This window comes from Klebsiella sp. WP3-W18-ESBL-02 (assembly GCF_014168815.1).
GTDB lineage: Bacteria > Pseudomonadota > Gammaproteobacteria > Enterobacterales > Enterobacteriaceae > Kluyvera > Kluyvera ascorbata_B.
This window is the reverse complement of record NZ_AP021972.1, coordinates 3651872-3669889: the sequence shown is the minus strand read 5'-3', so window position 1 is coordinate 3669889 and position 18018 is coordinate 3651872. Positions and strand designations below refer to the sequence as shown.

Annotated in this window: 16 protein-coding genes; 10 read left to right on the top strand and 6 right to left on the bottom strand. The window is 58.1% G+C overall.

All coding sequences use genetic code 11. The features are described 5' to 3' along the window. The first annotated feature begins 20 nt into the window (after positions 1-20). Entirely contained in the window at positions 21-884 is an 864-nt protein-coding gene (locus H7R56_RS17540; RefSeq protein ID WP_106924753.1) for a helix-turn-helix transcriptional regulator, read from the top strand. Positions 885-969: 85 nt separating this feature from the next. Here the strand turns inward: H7R56_RS17540 and nfsB are convergent, their stop codons facing one another. From nfsB to H7R56_RS17525, 3 genes are all read right to left on the bottom strand, one after another. Continuing rightward, the gene (nfsB, locus tag H7R56_RS17535) at positions 970-1623 is read right to left on the bottom strand and encodes an oxygen-insensitive NAD(P)H nitroreductase (protein WP_106924752.1); all 654 of its coding nucleotides are present in this window, start codon (positions 1621-1623) and stop codon (positions 970-972) included. Positions 1624-1745: 122 nt separating this feature from the next. Beyond that, a complete protein-coding gene (locus H7R56_RS17530; RefSeq protein WP_106924751.1) occupies positions 1746-2114 on the bottom strand; it encodes an MmcQ/YjbR family DNA-binding protein in 369 nt (122 codons plus the stop codon). After that, positions 2114-2689: a TetR/AcrR family transcriptional regulator gene (locus tag H7R56_RS17525; RefSeq protein WP_106924750.1), complete on the bottom strand. Its 576-nt coding sequence runs from the start codon at positions 2687-2689 to the stop codon at positions 2114-2116. Before H7R56_RS17525 ends, H7R56_RS17530 begins: the two co-directional genes overlap by 1 nt. A gap of 190 nt (positions 2690-2879) precedes the next feature. Between H7R56_RS17525 and H7R56_RS17520 the strand changes: the two genes are divergently transcribed. Further along, positions 2880-3980, top strand: coding sequence for an MBL fold metallo-hydrolase (locus H7R56_RS17520; RefSeq protein ID WP_106924810.1), 1101 nt, complete (start codon positions 2880-2882; stop codon positions 3978-3980). Between the two features lie 33 nt (positions 3981-4013). Next, positions 4014-4361 carry a RamA family antibiotic efflux transcriptional regulator gene (locus H7R56_RS17515; RefSeq protein ID WP_106924749.1) on the top strand — a complete coding sequence of 116 codons (348 nt, stop codon included), beginning with the start codon at positions 4014-4016 and terminating at the stop codon, positions 4359-4361. 87 nt (positions 4362-4448) lie between these two features. Here the strand turns inward: H7R56_RS17515 and H7R56_RS17510 are convergent, their stop codons facing one another. Continuing rightward, positions 4449-4697 (bottom strand): DUF1158 domain-containing protein, encoded by a 249-nt coding sequence (locus H7R56_RS17510; RefSeq protein ID WP_106924748.1) that lies wholly within the window; start codon positions 4695-4697, stop codon positions 4449-4451. Between the two features lie 506 nt (positions 4698-5203). Between H7R56_RS17510 and H7R56_RS17505 the strand changes: the two genes are divergently transcribed. Genes H7R56_RS17505 through H7R56_RS17495 form a run of 3 tightly spaced genes read left to right on the top strand, consistent with a single transcriptional unit; the run spans position 5204 to position 12160 of the window. Next, positions 5204-7927, top strand: coding sequence for a cation-transporting P-type ATPase (locus H7R56_RS17505; RefSeq protein ID WP_181357962.1), 2724 nt, complete (start codon positions 5204-5206; stop codon positions 7925-7927). Between the two features lie 56 nt (positions 7928-7983). Then, the gene (locus H7R56_RS17500; RefSeq protein WP_106924746.1) at positions 7984-9054 is read left to right on the top strand and encodes an efflux RND transporter periplasmic adaptor subunit; all 1071 of its coding nucleotides are present in this window, start codon (positions 7984-7986) and stop codon (positions 9052-9054) included. Positions 9055-9064: 10 nt separating this feature from the next. Beyond that, positions 9065-12160, top strand: coding sequence for an efflux RND transporter permease subunit (locus H7R56_RS17495; RefSeq protein WP_106924745.1), 3096 nt, complete (start codon positions 9065-9067; stop codon positions 12158-12160). On the opposite strand, the gene H7R56_RS17490 is transcribed toward H7R56_RS17495, so the two are convergent. Next, positions 12157-13620, bottom strand: a complete 1464-nt coding sequence (locus H7R56_RS17490; RefSeq protein WP_106924744.1) for a MocR-like pyridoxine biosynthesis transcription factor PdxR — start codon at positions 13618-13620, stop codon at positions 12157-12159. The two genes, H7R56_RS17495 and H7R56_RS17490, sit on opposite strands and share 4 nt — an antisense overlap. 232 nt (positions 13621-13852) lie before the next feature. Between H7R56_RS17490 and H7R56_RS17485 the strand changes: the two genes are divergently transcribed. From H7R56_RS17485 to H7R56_RS17470, 4 genes are read left to right on the top strand one after another with little or no spacing between them, the layout of a single operon-like run. Beyond that, positions 13853-14704, top strand: a complete 852-nt coding sequence (locus H7R56_RS17485; RefSeq protein WP_106924743.1) for a transporter substrate-binding domain-containing protein — start codon at positions 13853-13855, stop codon at positions 14702-14704. Positions 14705-14750: 46 nt separating this feature from the next. Continuing rightward, positions 14751-15392: an amino acid ABC transporter permease gene (locus H7R56_RS17480; protein WP_106924742.1), complete on the top strand. Its 642-nt coding sequence runs from the start codon at positions 14751-14753 to the stop codon at positions 15390-15392. Positions 15393-15406: 14 nt separating this feature from the next. Continuing rightward, positions 15407-16072 carry an amino acid ABC transporter permease gene (locus H7R56_RS17475; RefSeq protein WP_106924741.1) on the top strand — a complete coding sequence of 222 codons (666 nt, stop codon included), beginning with the start codon at positions 15407-15409 and terminating at the stop codon, positions 16070-16072. Next, positions 16065-16826, top strand: coding sequence for an amino acid ABC transporter ATP-binding protein (locus H7R56_RS17470; protein ID WP_106924740.1), 762 nt, complete (start codon positions 16065-16067; stop codon positions 16824-16826). The genes H7R56_RS17475 and H7R56_RS17470 overlap by 8 nt, the downstream gene beginning before the upstream one ends. A 252-nt stretch (positions 16827-17078) precedes the next feature. Here the strand turns inward: H7R56_RS17470 and H7R56_RS17465 are convergent, their stop codons facing one another. Then, positions 17079-17843, bottom strand: coding sequence for an SDR family NAD(P)-dependent oxidoreductase (locus tag H7R56_RS17465; RefSeq protein ID WP_106924739.1), 765 nt, complete (start codon positions 17841-17843; stop codon positions 17079-17081). Between the last annotated feature and the right edge of the window lie 175 nt (positions 17844-18018).

Genomic DNA, 18018 nt, shown 5'->3' with positions numbered 1-18018 from the left:
ACTACCATGCTGGAGAGATGATGAGCCTTATTACCCCGGGTGAAGCCGCCGCACCGACCGCGCGGCAGGACGATAGCCGCAAGCAGTTGGGCGCTTTTCTTCGCGCGCGGCGGGAAAGCCTCGATCCGCAGCGCCTGGGGCTACCGCGTAGCGGACGGCGGCGCACACCCGGCCTGCGCCGTGAAGAAGTGGCGATGCTGGCAGACGTTGGCGTGACCTGGTATACCTGGCTGGAACAAGGGCGCGAGGTTAACCCCTCGGTGGCGGTGATGCAGGCGATTGCCGAGGCGCTGCAGTGCAGCGAGCTGGAGACGCGCCATCTGTTCGTGCTGGCTGGGCTGAAACCGCTGGAGTCTGCCTACGTGCCGCTTTGCGAAGGTATCAGTCCAGGCGCGCGCCGCATGCTCGACAGTTTGCTGCCGCAGCCGGCCAGTATTCAGCGTGCGAATTTCGACATTGTGGCGTGGAACGACGCGTTTTGTCGGCTGATGGGCGTCGATTTTTCGACCATTCCTGAAGACGATCGAAACTGTATTTATCTGTATCTGACGCATCCCGGCTGGCGCAGCCGCCTGGCGAATCGCGACGTGCTTGCGACATTTGTGTCTTACTTCCGTGCCGCCATGGCTGAACATCGCGGTGACGCGGCGTGGGAGAACAAGCTGGCGCGCTTCTTTGCCGCTTCAAGCGAGTTTGAGGCGCTATGGTATCAGCGCTATGACGTGCGCGGCGTTGAGAATCAGATCAAAGATTTTCACCATCCTGAGTTCGGCGATTTTCAGCTGCAGCAGATGTACTGGTACTCTGCGCCGCGTAATGGCTCACGTTTGCTGGTGTACTTACCGGTGGATGATATTGGGGAAGCGGTGCTGGCGAAGCTCTAGTCCGAAAGCGGTTCCGGCGCCGCCGCGCGTGTCCGGGCTACGCAATAAGAGTAGCCCGGCTACGCACAGCGCCGCCGGGGCTAAATCAGATCTCAGTAATCACCGTTTCTTCCGGCAGGCGAGATTTCGGCAGCGTCTTGTTGAAATCTTCTACGCTGTGGTAGCCCACCGGCACGACAACCAGGCTGGTATAGCCTTTTTCTTTCAGGCCAAATTCTGCGTCGAGAACATCGGCGTCGAAGCCTTCGATGGGTACTGCGTCCAGGCCCATTGCGCCCACGCCCAGCAGGAAGTTGCCGACGTTCAGGTAAACCTGACGCGCGGCCCACTGGTCATCGTCGTGACGATCTTTACGGTGCAGGTCGGCAAAGAAAGTGCGGCCTTTGTGGTTCGCGGCTTTCGCTTCCGGCGTCGCAAAACGGCCGTCGGCATCTTCCTGGTCGACGACTTTTTCCAGCCAGGCATCGTCGATGGCGGTTTTGGCGCAGAATACCACCACATGAGAAGCATCCAGCATTTTACGTTCGTTAAACACGTAGCCGCCCGCAGCGGATTTCGCCACGCGCGCTTTGCCTTCGTCGGTACTGGCGACGATAAAGTGCCACGGCTGAGAGTTCGTGCTCGACGGGCTATAACGCAGCAGGGTATTGAGATGAGCTGCCTGCTCGGCGGTTAACTTTTTGCTGGCATCAAAGGCCTTGGTGGAATAGCGCGCTTTTGCAACGGAAACGATATCCATAAAAACTCCTGAATGATGATAGACACCGCGTATCGGTGCGTTGAATCAAAGCAGGGTACCGCGCGCTGTGACAAATGAGAAGGGTGTTAAATGCGATAACACTTATCGCATTTAACGCAAAATCAAACCGGGCGCACCCGCGCCTGGACGCGTTTGGGCAGCTTATCGACGACCCGGTTCCACGAATCTTCAATCAGGCTTTCCAGCAATTCCGGCACGATCTCGTCGCCAGGATAGACCGAAATCCAGTGCTTTTTGTTCATGTGATAGCCCGGCTTAATATGCGGGTAGATAGCCTGATGCAGTAGGGACTGTTCGGGATCGACCTTCAGGTTGACGATCGCTTCACCGCGCAGAAAGGTTTTGATCATAAAGATCTTCCCCTCGACGGTAAACACGTCATATTCCGGCCCGAAAGGCCAGTAGACGTCAGAAAAGGGCAGGGTCAGGGCAAAGTCGTGCGCCCGCTGGTGCAGCGTTTTTCCGTCCATTAGTCGTCCTCGGCCAGCGCCAGCCACATGGCTTCAAAACCCAGCGCCTTCAGCGTATCGGCCCGCAGCGGTTCGCGGCTGGCAAACTCAATGGTGGTTTCCGCCAGCGACAGGAACAGGGCGTCGCCAAAAGCGCGAAATTCGTCGGACATAAACACCGGACGCACCGAGCGTTGGCAAAGCTTTTGCAGCTCCGGGAACATGGCTCTGACCTGCTGCACCGTCTCTTCGGTAATTTTTTCGCTCACCGCCATGCGGCGAATGGCCTGGTGGCCGGTAGGGTTGCGTACGCCCCAGTCGATATAACTGTTCCAGATGCCGTGGGTAAAGGCCTTGGGGGAGTCGGTATCGACAAGCCCGGCGAGCATCGCCTGGCAGAGGTCGCTTTTCAGATGCAGGTAAAGTGCGTTCAGCAGGTCGTCTTTGGTGGCAAAATAGCGAAACAGCGTGCCCTCAGCCACGCCCGCACTGCGCGCAATCATCGCAGTCGAAGCGGCAATGCCGGACTGGGCAATGGCGCTGGTGGCGGCTTCCAGTAACGCTTGTTTTTTATCTTCACTCTTTGGACGAGCCACTACACTTTACCTCTCTGACTGTAAAAAAATGTGATTGAAACATGCCAACCCCAGGGACTTCAACGTCGATTGTCAAAATTTGAAAATTGCTTGACGATTTTTTCTGCCTCTTTCTATAATGAGTGCCTACTCACTCATAATCAATCTTTTTAGTGTGGCTTCCTGGATGAGGCCGGTTTTGGGTCTGGATATGAAACCTTTCATCATCAGTGTGGTTGCCATCATGCTTATTGCCAGTGCAGCAAGCCTGTCCTTTGTTCTGAATCCCGGCTTCGGTCAGGTGCCGCAAGGGGCAGAGAAGAGTCAGATTGAGCGTTCGCCGAACTACCGCGACGGGGCGTTTCACAACAGCCTGCCGACGCCGGGGTTCACCAGCGATAAAAATATGCTGATGGCGTGGTGGGAATTCCTCACCGCAAAGCGTGAAAACGCGCGCCCCTCGCGCCCGCTGCCGCTGGTAGCGACCGATCTTGCCAGCCTGCCGCGCGACCAGGATACGTTAATCTGGCTGGGCCACTCGTCGTGGTATCTCCAGCTGGCGGGCCAGCGGATCCTGATTGATCCGGTGTTCAGCAGCTATGCCGCGCCGTTTTCGTTTCTGAATAAAGCCTTCGACGGCGACTATCCGTGGCGCGCAGAGACGATGCCGGAGATCGATCTGCTGATTATCTCCCATGACCACTACGATCACCTCGACTACGCCACCATCAAAGGGCTGTTGCCGAAGGTTAAGCGCGCCGTCGTGCCGCTGGGCGTCGGGTCGCATCTGCGCTATTGGGGCATGGCAAACGACATCATTACCGAGGCCGATTGGCAGCAGAGCGTGACGCTTAGCGATGCGTTGAGCGTGCACGTACTGCCGGCGCGGCATTTTTCCGGCCGCGGCCTGAAGCGTAACCAAACGCTGTGGGCGAGCTTTATGTTCGTGACGCCGCAGCAGAAGGTGTATTACAGCGGCGATAGCGGCTACGGCCCGCACTTCAAGGACATTGGCGAGCGGTTTGGCAAGGTTGACGTGGCGATACTGGAGGACGGTCAGTATGACCAGGACTGGCGCTACATCCACATGATGCCGGAGCAAACCGCACAGGCGGCAGTGGATCTGCGTGCGGACCGGGTGGTACCGGGTCACGCTGGGCGCTTCGTACTGGCCAAACATACCTGGGACGATCCGTACAAGCGGCTGGCGCAGGCCAGCAAAGATAAAGCATATCGGCTGCTAACGCCGATGCAGGGCGAGCCGGTTCGCCTGGCGGACGCTATGCAAACATTTCGAGCCTGGTGGGAATAGCCACCGGCTGTCGTTAAGCGAGGGGAAGGGCGTATGACCGAATTAGCCACTCAGGTAATCGACACTCTGGTCGAATGGATTGACAATAACCTGCATCAGCCATTGCGTATTGATGAAATCGCCCGCCGGGCGGGCTATTCAAAATGGCACCTGCAGCGTCTGTTTTTACAGCACAAAGGGGAGAGCCTTGGCCGCTACATCCGTCAGCGCAAGCTGAATCTGGCGGCGGATGAGCTGTGTACGACCGATCAAAAGGTCTACGACATCTGTCTGAAGTACGGGTTTGATTCCCAGCAAACTTTTACCCGCATTTTTACCCGCACATTTAATCAGTCGCCGGGTGCCTATCGTAAAGTGAATCATCGCCCGCGGGCGCATTGATTCTGCCCTGATTGTAGGCCGGACAAGGCGCTAGCCGCCATCCGGCAACGTGCATCGGTGTGCCTGATGGCGCGTTGCTTATCAGGCCTACGCCGCCAGCGAGAACCAACGTCGCCAGACGTAGCGAATCACCAGATACTCAATCGCCCCCAGGGCCAGAAACCACGCGCAGAACAGCACGGTATAAAACTGGTTGAGATCCATAAAATGGAAGGTCTCAACCAGCTTTTGCGCCAGCGTCAGTCCCAGCGAAGGCGCTGGAAGCAGCAGGCAGGAAAGGAACGCCATCAATAAAATACCGGCGGCGGTCATCAGTGATTCAAGAGGATGCTTCATGCGTTGTTAATCTTTGGTTAAAGATATTATTGTCCGGTAATTTTTATTTGAACGCAATGTTTATAATTTAATATACCTCCGGTTGAATATTTAAAACAAATGCTCAAGCCTACGAAAATAATCGTATGGCAAAAGAGTAAATAATGTTTTGAATTAAATTAAATAATGCTTTCGTAAATAAACGTCATGCTCAGGATAATAGTTTTACAAAAGTATAAGTACTGTATCCAACCAGCGTCGCAATCACGATAGCCAGCGCGATGTACAGCGCCAGGCGGCGTCCTCTGTAGATTCCAAACATAATGACCTCGTTTAGATGGGGTTTAGGAACATTCTGTAATATTAATATTAGTAAATCAACTGAATGTCGTTTTGAAATTTAAAAAGCGGAAATATTGTGAACTAACGAATATTTCTTCGCTTAATTAAAAATATCCAACGATGTCGCCTTGGCCAGAAATGAATTCAGGCTTTCCGTTTGCAGGAATTTAAAAGGAAAATTTATCGTGTCGAAAATGATGAATGCCAAAAACGTGCCGCACGGGGACTACGACCCGCAGGTGCACGCGTACCAGCAGCCGACCGAGCGGGTGCTATCGCAGGTCAACAGTCAGCCCGAGGGGCTGGCGGCGGCCGAGGCGGCGGAGCGCCTGAATACCTACGGCCCTAACGCACTGCCAGAAAAGAAAGGTAAGCCAGCGTGGCTGCGTTTCCTCGCCCACTTTAACGATGTGCTGATCTACGTCCTGCTGGCCGCAGCGGCGCTGACTGCCGTAATGGGACACTGGGTCGATACCTTCGTCATTCTTGGCGTTACGGTGATTAACGCCCTGATTGGTCATATTCAGGAAAGCAATGCGGAAAAATCGCTGAAAAGCATCCGCAATATGCTCTCCAGCGATGCACAGGTTATCCGTGATGGTAACCATCAAACCGTCGCCACCACCGAGCTGGTGCCGGGCGATATCGTGGTGCTGCGCGCGGGCGACCGTATTCCGGCCGACATGCGCCTGATTGAAGCGCACAACCTGCGCGTGGAAGAAGCGATTCTGACCGGCGAGTCGACCGTTGTGGATAAACACACCGACGTCCTGCACGGTGAACTGCCGCTGGGCGACCGCACCAATATGGTGTTCTCTGGCACCACCGTGAGCGCAGGCGGCGGCATCGGGGTGGTTGTGGCTACCGGTCAGGAGACCGAGCTCGGCCACATCAACCAGATGATGGCGGGTATTGAAAAGCACCGCACGCCGCTGCTGGTGCAGATGGACAAGCTGGGCAAAGCGATTTTCGCCATTATCCTGGCGATGATGGCCGCGCTGTTCGTGTTCAGCATGCTGCTGCGCGACATTCCGCTGGGCGAGCTGCTGCTGTCGCTGATTAGCCTCGCGGTGGCCGCTGTACCGGAAGGTCTGCCGGCGATTATCTCGATTATTCTGTCTCTGGGCGTACAGGCCATGGCGCGCAAGCGGGCGATTATCCGCAAGCTGCCGACCGTGGAAACCTTAGGGGCAATGACCGTGGTCTGCTCGGATAAAACCGGCACGCTGACCATGAATGAAATGACCGTGAAGGCGATTATCACCGCCGATAGCTGCTACCGCGTAGACGGCGATAGCTATGAGCCGCACGGCAACATCTACCTGGAAGGCAGCAACGAGCCGGTAAAAGTACAGCCGTACACCGTGCTCGAGAAATACCTGCGCACCATCGATCTGTGTAACGACAGCCAACTGGTGAAAGACCCGCAGGGCCACTGGGGGATTACCGGCGGCCCAACCGAGGGCGCGCTGAAGGTGCTGGCCGCGAAAGCGAGCCTTGAGCCGCTGCGTACCCAGCTGGTAGCGAAGATCCCGTTTGACTCACAGTACAAGTACATGGCAACGCATTTCCAGCTGGCCGACGAAGAGATTGTGATGGTGACCGGCGCGCCGGACGTCCTCTTCGCGCTGTGTCAGCAGCAGCAGACCGCACGTGGCGTGGTGCCGTTTGAGCGCGGCTACTGGGAAGCCGAAATGGCGCGCTTTGCCAGCCAGGGGCTGCGCATGGTCGCGGCGGCCACTAAGCCTGCTAACGCTGGGCAGAACACCCTCGATCACAGCGACCTGCAGGACGGTCTGGAATTCCTCGGCATTGCCGGGATGATGGACCCGCCGCGTCCGGAAGCCGTTGATGCGATCCACACCTGTCAGAATGCCGGGATCCGCGTCAAGATGATCACCGGCGATCACCCGCAGACGGCGATGAGCATTGGCCAGATGCTGGGGATCCGCAACAGCAGTGAAGCGATGACCGGCTACCAGCTGGAGCACATGGATGACGCCGAGCTGGCAAAAGCGGCGGTCGAGTACGATATCTTCGCCCGTACCAGCCCGGAGCATAAGCTGCGCCTGGTGAAAGCGCTGCAGGAAAGCGGCGAGATTGTTGGCATGACCGGCGACGGCGTTAACGACGCCCCGGCGCTGCGCCAGGCCGACGTGGGTATCGCGATGGGCATCAAAGGCACCGAGGTGACCAAAGAGGCCGCGGACATGGTGCTGACCGATGACAACTTTGCCACCATCGCCAGCTCGGTAAAAGAAGGGCGTCGCGTATACGACAACCTGAAGAAGACGATTCTGTTCATCATGCCAACTAACCTGGCGCAGGGGCTGTTGATTATTATCGCGCTGCTGGCGGGTAATATTATCCCGCTGACGCCGGTACTGATTCTGTGGATGAACATGGCGACCTCCGCCACGCTCTCCTTTGGCCTCGCATTTGAAGCCGCTGAGCGTAACGTGATGAACCGTCCGCCGCGTAAAACCGGCCAGCACGTGATGGATGCATTTGCCGTCTGGCGCGTCGCCTTTGTCGGTTCGATGATTGCCGTTGCCGCCTTCATCCTTGAAGCCTGGCTTGCGCCGCGCGGCCACAGCGCCGAGTTTATCCGCACCGTGTTGTTGCAGATGCTGGTGACCGCGCAGTGGGTTTACATGATTAACTGCCGCAGCAGCGACCGCTTCTCCCTGAATAGCGGCCTGCTGAAGAACAAAGGTATCTGGCTGGTGACCGGCGTGCTGCTTCTGCTGCAGCTGGCGATTATCTACCTGCCGCTGATGCAGACGCTGTTCGGCACCGAAGCGCTGCCGCTGCGCTACTGGGGCATCACCCTGGCCATTGGCGCCGCGATGTTCCTGGTCGTTGAAGTTGAAAAGCGTCTGACCCGCCGTTTCCGCAAGACAACCTAGTGATGACCAGCCCCTCTCCTGGCGGAGAGGGGCACTTGCCACGCAAGGATCCCCTCATGAAGAAAACTTTCCGCCTCGCCCTGTTGGCCTGCGGCCTGGCAGGCTGCACGCTGGCTTACGCCTCGGTACCGGTACGTGTCGCGACCGTTGAGCGCGCGCCGCACGCGGTGGAGCGTCAGCTACCGGGCCGCGTGGAGGCTATCCACGCCGTTGAAATCCGCGCACGCACCGAAGGCACCATCGTGCAGCGCCACTTCCAGGACGGCCAGAACGTCAGTCAAGGCGATCTCCTTTTTACGCTTGATGATGCCCAGCCGCGGGCGGCGCTGGCGCTGGCACAGGCTGAACTGAAAAGCGCTCAGGCGTCGCTGCGTCAGGCACAGCAGCTGCTGACGCGCTACCAGAGTCTGAAAACTAACCACTCCATCAGCCGTAACGACGTTGATACGGCTCAGATGCAGCGCGACGTTGCCGCCGCCGCCGTTGAGCAGGCGAAAGCGCGGGTAACGGCGCAGCAGATAACGCTCGACTACACCCGTATTACCTCACCGGTAAGCGGCCGCGTGGGCCACAGTGCCTTTCACGTCGGCACGTTGGTCAATGCCGCCAGCGGCGTGCTGGTGGATATCGCCCAGCTTGACCCCATTCGCGTGAGCTTCGCGCTGGATGAGGCCGCGTTCTACAGCAAAGCGGGACAGCATGCGGATATCCGCGCGCTGAAGGCGGCCTGGCTGGCGCAAATTACCCTCGATGGTCAACGTGAAGACGGGGTGCTGACCTCGGTCGATAACCGTATTGATGCCCGTACAGCCAGCGTGGCGGTACGCGCAGAGTTTGCCAATCCGCAGCATCGGTTGCTGCCAGGCGGTAACGTTACGGTGACGCTGCGTCCGCAGCAAATGACCGAGAGCGTGATGATTCCGGCGGCAGCCGTGCAGCAGGATGCCAAAGGCTATTTCAGCTGGGTGCTGACGGCGGAGAATACCGCCGGGCAGCGTCGGCTTGAGCTGGGCGGCCAGCAGGGACAGACCTTTGCGGTGGCGAAAGGGCTTAACGCGGGCGAGCGCGTGATCACCGACGGCGCGCAGCGCCTGACGGACGGCGCCGCCGTGCAGCTATTGAATTAAGGAGCACAGGATGCTGACGTTTTTTATCCGCCGTCCGCGTTTCGCGATGGTGATTGCGCTGCTGATGGTCTTTGTGGGCGCCGTCGCGCTGAAGCTCATTCCGGTGGAGCAGTACCCGCAAATCACGCCGCCGGTGGTGAACGTCAGCGCCAGCTGGCCGGGTGCCAGCGCGCAGGATGTGGCCGAAGCCATCGCCGCGCCGCTGGAGACGCAGCTTAATGGCGTTGATCATATGCTCTATATGGAGTCGACCAGTTCCGATGACGGCGCTTACAGCCTTAGCCTGACCTTTGCCGCCGGAACTGACCCGGATATGGCGGCCATTGACGTCCAGAATCGCGTGGCGCAGGCGGTGGCGCAGCTGCCGACCGAGGCGCAGCAGAACGGCGTACAGGTGCGCAAACGCGCCAGCAATCTGTTGATGGGCGTCAGCCTTTATTCGCCTGACGGCACGATCTCGCCGCTACAAATCAGCAACTACGCCAGCACTCAGGTTCGCGAAGCGCTGTCGCGCCTGCCGGGCGTCGGCCAGGTACAGATGTTTGGCGCACGCGATTACAGCATGCGCATCTGGCTGCGTCCGGACCGCATGAACGCGCTGAATATCACCAGTGAAGATATTGCCCAGGCGCTGAATGAACAGCACGTACAGGGTGCCGCCGGTCAGGTGGGGACGCCGCCGGTGTTTAACGGTCAGCAGCAAACCCTGACCATTAATGGGTTAGGGCGGTTGAGCGAGGCCGAGGAGTTCAGCCGTATTGTGGTGCGCAGCGGCGAACAAGGGCAGCTGGTACGCCTTGCCGATGTCGCCAATATTGAACTGGGCGCGCGCAGCTACAGCTCCAGCGCGCAGCTCAACGGCGTCGATTCGGCCTATATGGGGATTTACCCGACGCCTACCGCGAACGCCTTACAGGTCGCAAACGTTGTGCGCGCGGAACTGACGCGTCTGCAAGACCGATTCCCGGCGGATCTGGCCTGGGAGGTGAAGTTTGATACCACCCGCTTTGTTGCCGCCACGATCAAAGAGATTGGGACCTCGCTGGCGCTGACGCTGCTGGCAGTTGTGGCCGTGGTTTCTTTATTCCTGCAAAGCCTGCGAGCGACGCTTATTGTGGCGCTGGCGATTCCCGTTTCGCTGGTAGGGACGTTTGCGGTGCTTTACGTCCTGGGCTACAGCGCCAATACCCTGAGCCTGTTTGCCATCATTCTTGCGCTGACGATGGTGGTGGATGATGCCATTGTGGTGGTGGAAAGCGTAGAAGGACACATGGCCGAAGGGATGGGCCGACAGGAGGCCACCGCGCTGGCGCTGAAACAGATCGCCGGACCGGTGATCGCCACCACGCTGGTGCTGTTGGCGGTATTTGTACCGGTCGCGATGCTGCCGGGGATCGTCGGCGAGCTGTACCGTCAGTTTGCCGTCACGCTCTCTACCGCGGTCACGCTGTCGAGCATCGTGGCGCTGACGCTGACGCCGGCGCTGTGTGCGCTGCTGCTGCGACCGCGTCCGGCACAACCTGCCAGGCTGTTCCAGCTGTTTAACCTTGGGCTGAACACCACCCGCGACGGTTATGGTCGCCTGGTGGCGTGGATGAACCGCCGCCCGCTGGTGGCCGTTGGCGCAACCCTAAGCGCCGCGCTGTTGGTGGCATTGAGTTTCTCCATGATGCCGAAGGGATTCCTGCCGCAGGAAGATCAGGGCTACGTGTTCGCCAACGTCCAGCTGCCGGAATCGGCCTCTCTTGAGCGTACGGAAGCGGTGATGGCGAAAGCACGCGACCTGCTGGGCGCACATCCGGCCGTTGAGGATGTGATTCAGGTGTCTGGCTTCAGTATTCTTAGCGGCACCAGCGCCTCTAACGGCGGGTTTATTTCGCTGATGCTGAAAGACTGGTCGCAGCGTGCGTCGCTGGAGACGGTCATGGCCGAACTGCAGCGTCAGCTACACGCGCTGCCGGAAGCCAATATCATGCTGTTCGCACCGCCGACGCTGCCGGGACTGGGCAGCGCCGCAGGCTTCGATTTGCGCATTCTGGCGCAGGCCGGGCAAACGCCTGCCGAGCTGGAGCAGGTGACGCGGCAGATTCTGCAGCAGGCGAATCAGCATCCTCAGCTGAGCCGGGTATTTACCACCTGGAGCAGCAACGTGCCGCAGCTGACGTTGAACGTGGATCGCGATCAGGCTGCGCGGCTGGATGTCCCGGTTTCGCGCATTTTTAACAGCCTGCAAACTGCCTTTGGCGGCACGCGTGCCGGTGATTTCAGCATTAACAACCGCGTGTATCACGTGGTGCTGCAAAATGAGATGCAGTGGCGCGAGCGCGCTGAGCAGATCGGCGAGCTGTTTGTCCGCAGCAATCACGGCGAGCGGGTGCGGCTGAGCAACCTGGTGACCATTACGCCGACCGTGGGGGCGCCGTTTATTCAGCAGTTTAACCAGTTCCCGTCGGTGTCGGTGAGCGGCTCCGCGGCGGAAGGGGTGAGCAGCCGTACGGCGATGAGCGAGATGGAAAAACTGCTTGCCGCGCACCTGCCCGCGGGCTACGACTACGCGTGGAGCGGGCTGTCGTGGCAGGAGCAGCAAACCGGCAACCAGGCTATCTGGATCGTGCTGGCGGCGGTGGCCATGGCGTGGCTGTTCCTCGTGGCGCAGTATGAAAGCTGGACGCTGCCGGCAAGCGTCATGCTGTCGGTGCTGTTCGCTATCGGCGGCGCGCTGCTGTGGCTGTGGGCGGCGGGCTATGCGAACGATGTTTATGTACAGATAGGTCTGGTGTTGTTAATCGCCCTCGCAGCGAAGAACGCTATCCTGATCGTGGAATTCGCCCGCGAGCGCCGCCAGTCAGGGTTGTCGATCGTGGAGGCCGCACGCGAGGGGGCAACCCGTCGTTTCCGCGCGGTTATGATGACGGCAGTGTCGTTTATTATCGGCATTATGCCGATGATGTTCTCGACCGGAGCCGGGGCGCAGAGCCGACGGATTATCGGCACCACGGTGTTCAGCGGCATGCTGGTGGCGACGGCGATCGGCATCCTGTTTATTCCGTCGCTGTACGTCTTGTTCCAGCGGCTGCGCGAGTGGGCGCACCGGCGGCTCGGTTAACCCATCTGCGCCAGCTGGGCACGCAGCACCTCGACCCCCGGCGCGATGGCGTCGGGGGTAATGGCGTGAAAGCCCATGCGGAAGAAATTATCCGGCGGGGTGGCATCCAGAAAATGACGCGCGCCGGGCTCTATCAACACGCCGGTGTGGGCGGCGCGCCAGGTGAGCTGCTGGGTGCTGATGTGCGTCGGCGTGCGAAGCCAGAAGGCGTTGGCGTGTTCGCTGCCGGGCAGCGGCTGGCATTCTGGCATTTGCGTCATTAGCGCCTTGTGCAGCATGTCCCAGCGGCGCGCGGAGTCATCGCGATAGCGGCGCAGATGCGTTTCGTAGTGGCCCTGGGCAAGGAAATGCGCCATCTGATACTGAATGTTGCTTGGCGGATGGCGGTACACCAGACGGCGCAGCGCCCGGGCTTCATCAATCAAGTCCGGATCGGCGACCATAAACCCCAGACGCAGACCCGGCGACAGCGCCTTCGACAGGCTGCTGACGTACACCACCCGCCCGCTGCGATCGCTGGCCTTTAGCGCGGGCAGCGGGTTAGCCTGAAAGTTACTCTCCGAATCATAATCATCTTCAATAATCACCGCGTCATGCTGGGCGGCGTGCGCCAGCAGCTGGCTGCGCCGCGCCTTACTCATGGTCACTCCGGTGGGGACCTGATGACCCGGCGTGACGTAGTAGTAATCGCAGGGCAGGTTATTTAACACGATGCCTTGTTCATCGACCGGGTGCGGGACAATCTGGCAGTCGCTGAGCATAAAGGTGTTAATCGCCTCGCGAAAACCGGGGTTCTCTACGCCAACCCGGGTCTGACGCGACAACAACAGGCGAGTGAGCAGGTACAGCGCATTCTGCGATCCGAGTGTAATCAGAATTTCGTCCGGCGCGGCAACGATACCGCGTTTGGGCAGTACGCGAGTGCGAATTTGCTCAATAAGCATCGGTACGTCCTGATCGATATGGTCTACCACCCAAGCCGGATCGCGCGTGCCGCCGTGCAGCCAGTTAGCGGCGGCCCGCCAGTTGGTCAGCGGGAAACAGCGGGTATCGGGTTGACCGTAAATAAACGGGTAGCGGTAGTGCATCCAGCCCGCGGGCTTCAGGATTGACTCCTGCTGACTGGGGGTGATGTTCAGCCGTTTGCCCCATGATGGTGCGCGGCCGGCGTCGTCGGGTGCAGGCGCTGGCGTCGCCAGACGCGGCGCATGATAATCCGGATGCAGGTAATAACCGCTGCGCGGGCGGCTGACCAGATAACCTTCGTTGACCAGACTTTCAAACACCAGCGCAGTGGTATTGCGTGAAACCTGCAGCTGCTGGGCCAGCTGGCGGCACGACGGCAGCGGCGTGTCGGCGGCAAAAATCCCGCCGAGAATGGCGTTCACCAGCGATTCGCGGACCTGCTCTTGTAAACCGCGCTGCGCGTCGAAATCCACATGCAATAAGTGCCGAATCATTCGCTGCTCCCCTGATTATTCGCGTTATCAACGTGCAGCAATTTTTGTACCAGCCTGAAACCGTCTGCCACAAGCGCGTGCGAAAACTGGCTCTATTCAGAATGCAAAAAGTCTCCCTACAGTAAAAACGTCGCCAGTCAGCCTCCCCAATGCGTCTGTCGGCACATATCTTGCAAAGTCTCCAGCGCGTCTGGAATAAACGTATCGGACATATTTGAGTAGGGGTCAAACGATGAAAAAAACGCTCGGTTCATATTATCTTGCCGCCATCATGGCGATGACCTTTTCTTTGCAGGCGGTCGCTGCCGATTTACCGGAAATTGAAAAAAACGGCACCTTAAAAGTGGCGACGGAAGATGATTACGCGCCGTTTAACTTTATGAATAACGGCAACGCTGACGGTTTTAATAAAGACATGCTGGCGGCGCTGCGCGAGTACGCCAAATTTAATGTGACGCAAAGTATTCTGCCGTGGACGGGGTTATTAGCCGCGGTCTCAACCGGGCAATACGATATGGCACTGACTGGCGCGGTGGTGACCGATGAACGCCTGAATGTGTTTAATTTTACCCCGCCGTGGGCCTCGGCTCAGCATTATTTCGTTAAGCGTGCGGGCGATAATTCGCTGAATACCATTGCAGACCTCAGCGGTAAAAAAGTGGGCCTCCAGGCGGGCAGCGCGCTGCTGGCGCGTTTACCGGAGCTGAAGGCGATGATTGAGAAAACCGGCGGCAAGCTGGGGCCGGTGGTGGAATACCCGTCCTATCCTGAAGCCTACGCGGACCTGGCCAACAAGCGCCTCGACTACGTGATCAACGTGGTGATTTCCGTTAATGACCTGGTGAAAGCCAAGCCGAAGGTCTTCGCCAAAGGCCTGGCGGTATCCGGGCCGGGCTATATGGCCTGGCCTATTCCGAAGAACTCACCGGAGCTTCTGGCGTATATGACCAAATTTATCAATCACATGCGTGAAACCGGTAAGCTCGCCGAGCTGCAGAAAAAATGGTTTGGCGAAACCTACGATGACCTGCCAACGGAGCCTATCACCAGCGCCGCGCAGTTCCACAAGCTGGCTGGGCAGTAAGCAACGCGGCGGGAAACCGCCGCCCGTATGACCTCAGGAGGGCAACATGGACTCAATAGCATGGCAGTTACTGATTGAAGGCGCATGGACGACCCTCTGGATTTCGGCCATCGCCATCGCGTTTGGCGTGGTGATTGGGCTGATTATTGCCTTTGTGCGCATGATGAAGATTCCGGTGATAGATCAGCTTCTGGTTATCTATATCAGCCTGGCGCGGGCGACGCCGCTGGTGACGCTGGTGCTGTTCCTGTTTCTATCGCTGCCGACGGTGGGCATTAACCTTGATAAAACGGTTGCCGCCATTGTGGCATTGACGCTGAACACCTCGGCGTTTAATGCCGAAATCTGGCGTAATGCGTTTCGCACCTTTCCGCGCGAGCAGCGCGAAGCGGCAGAATCGGTGGGAATGCGCCGCTGGCCCTACTTTCGCTACATTATGCTGCCGCAGATGTGGCTGGAAAGCCTGCCCGCGCTGGTCAATGAAATGTCTTTTTTAATCAAAGGAAGCCCGGCGATTGCGGTAATTGGCGTGGTGGATCTGACCCGTGTTACCAACCGTATTGCCTCGGTGACCTATGAACCGCTTTCCCCCATTCTGGCGGCCGGGCTGCTGTATGTGGTGATAATCGGCCTGCTGCTCAAGCTCCAGAGCCTGGCGGAACGTAAAGCAAAACGACTGGCGCGCTAAGCCCGGGAGGACTGATGAATCAATGGGCAATTATCTGGGCCGAGCACGACAATTTTATTGCCGGGCTGCTGGCGACGCTTGAACTGTTTATTATTGCTGCTGTTGTTGGGTTATTTATCGGCACCCTGCTGTGCTATATCACTGAATATCAAAAACGGGTGTTAAATAACCTGATTATGGGGTTGGTAAACCTGATGCGGGCTATCCCTTTCCTGATTCTGGCGTACCTGTTGTATTACGGTTTGCCGGAATTAGGCATCAGTATGGAAGCCTGGACGGCAGGGCTGCTGGCATTAATTATTTATCATGGCGCTTATTTCTTTGAAATCCTTCGTAGCCAGCGACGCGTCTTTTCCAACGGCTATATCGAGGCCGCTGTGGTGCAGGGATTTTCTCGCTACACTATTTTTCGCCGTATTGTTCTGCCTAATATTTTTTCCTCCGCGCTGCCGCTTTTGGGCAATCAGCTGATTATTTGCCTGAAGGACACCGCGTTTCTCAGCATTATTACCGTACAAGAAATCACCGCCGCCGCCAACAGCGTGCAGGCCACCTACTTTATTCCGTTTAATGCCTTTATTGTCGCGATTGCGCTGTATTGGGCCATCAGCATTGTGCTGGAACTGCTGGTGAAACGGCTAACTGTTTATAGCGCGAAACGAGGAATGAGCCATGTCTGAGACTACAGCGGTAAGCGTAAAAAACGTCTCCAAACAGTTTGATAATGTTGAAGTGCTGCGCGATATCAACCTGACGGTAGAGAAGGGGACGGTGGTCAGTATCCTCGGCTCGTCCGGATCGGGAAAATCAACGCTGCTGCGTTGTATGAACTGGCTGGAGCAGCCGGATCGCGGGGAAATTCGTATCGGTGGTCAGCGCATTGGGGTCAATGAGCAGAACGGAAAAGCCATGTCGCACCGCGATCTGTCGAAAATTCGTGAGCGGGTCGGCATGGTTTTCCAGAGCTTCAATCTGTGGCCGCATTTGACCGTGCTGCAAAACGTGATGGAAGCGCTGCTGCACGTAAAGGGGATGCCGCGCGACGAGGCGCGCGCCGTTGCCGAGCAGCAGCTGAAAAAGGTGGGGATGGACCATAAGGCTGATGCCTATCCGATCACGCTCTCCGGCGGGCAAAAGCAGCGGGTGGCGATTGCGCGATCGCTGGCAATGTCGCCGGAGGTGCTGTTATTTGATGAACCGACGTCGGCGCTGGATCCGGAACGCGTTAACGAAGTGCTGAGCGTGATGAAGTCGCTGGCGGCAGAGGGGTACACCATGGTGGTGGTGACGCATGAGATGGAGTTTGCCCGTCAGGTTTCCAACGAAGTGGTGTTTCTTGAAAAAGGGATTTTGATAGAGAAAGCGCCGCCGGAGGTTTTCTTTACGGCGCCGAAGTCGGAGCGGGTGAGGCAGTTTTTGCAAAGTAGTCGTTAATACCAAGGGGGGATATATTTGGGATTATCACTCCGTTGCGCTCCCTTTCAATTCCAGTCATATAAATTGCGCGGGCGCGGGGATTGCGAAGGGGGGCGCGGCCGCCCCCCTTGGCCCGTTCACCGGTGAAGGAACTTCATATTCTACCCGACGTAAAGTGAACGGAACCCCTCACCTCACTGACAAATATCACGTTTTTCCCTGTAATTTGTGCATAAAAGACCCCCTGGAAAGGAGCGGTAGAAAACCACACTAATCCCGGTCAATGGCAAACGGCTGCCACGCCTGACGTACCGGCATTACCTCCACGCGGTTAATATTCATATGGTCCGGCAGCGTCGCAATGTAGAACATCTGCTCGGCAATATCCTGCGCCGACAGTGGCGTGGTGCCCCGGTACAGCGCATCGGACGCCGCCTGGTCGCCTTTGGTGCGCACCAGCGTGAACTCCGTCTCTGCAATGCCCGGCGCCAGATCGGTCACCCGCACGCCGGTACCTAACAGATCGCAGCGCAGGTTATAGCTGAACTGCTTAACGAACGCCTTACTCGCTCCGTAAACGTGGCTGCCCGGGTATGGCCACTGTCCGGCGATGGAACCAATGTTAATAATACTGGCCCCCGCGCCGTGACGAATCAGGGTCGGCAGCAGGGCGTGGGTGACGTTGACCAGCCCGGTGACGTTGGTATCAATCATCGTCTGCCAGTCGGTCAGTTCCACCTTCTGCGCCGGCTGCGGCGCCAGCGCCAGCCCGGCGTTATTGATAAGCGCGGTGATATCGGCAAACGGCGCGGGCAGGTCGGCAACGGCTGCGGCCACCGCGGCGCTGTCGCGCACGTCAAGTTCTATGATGTGGACCGGTGCCAGCGGCGCCAGCTCGGCCTGTAACGCCTGTAGACGTGCCAGCCGACGGCCGCTCAGTACCAGCGCCCAGCCGGCGCGCGCAAACACGTGCGCCGACGCTTCCCCAAAGCCGGAGGTCGCTCCGGTAATAAACACCACGTTTTGTTTTTGCATTGTGCTCTCCAGTGCAGGTTGTTCCGAACACTATAAAAACCGTGGCGTCACCTGCCGAGGGACAGTCTGCGTAAGGCGTTGTGACACCGTTGTCACAGCCGTCGGTCTACACTGGCTCTATCACTTCTTTTTCCGCCGACGACATGATGAGCCATAGCCAACCGTATGTGAGGAA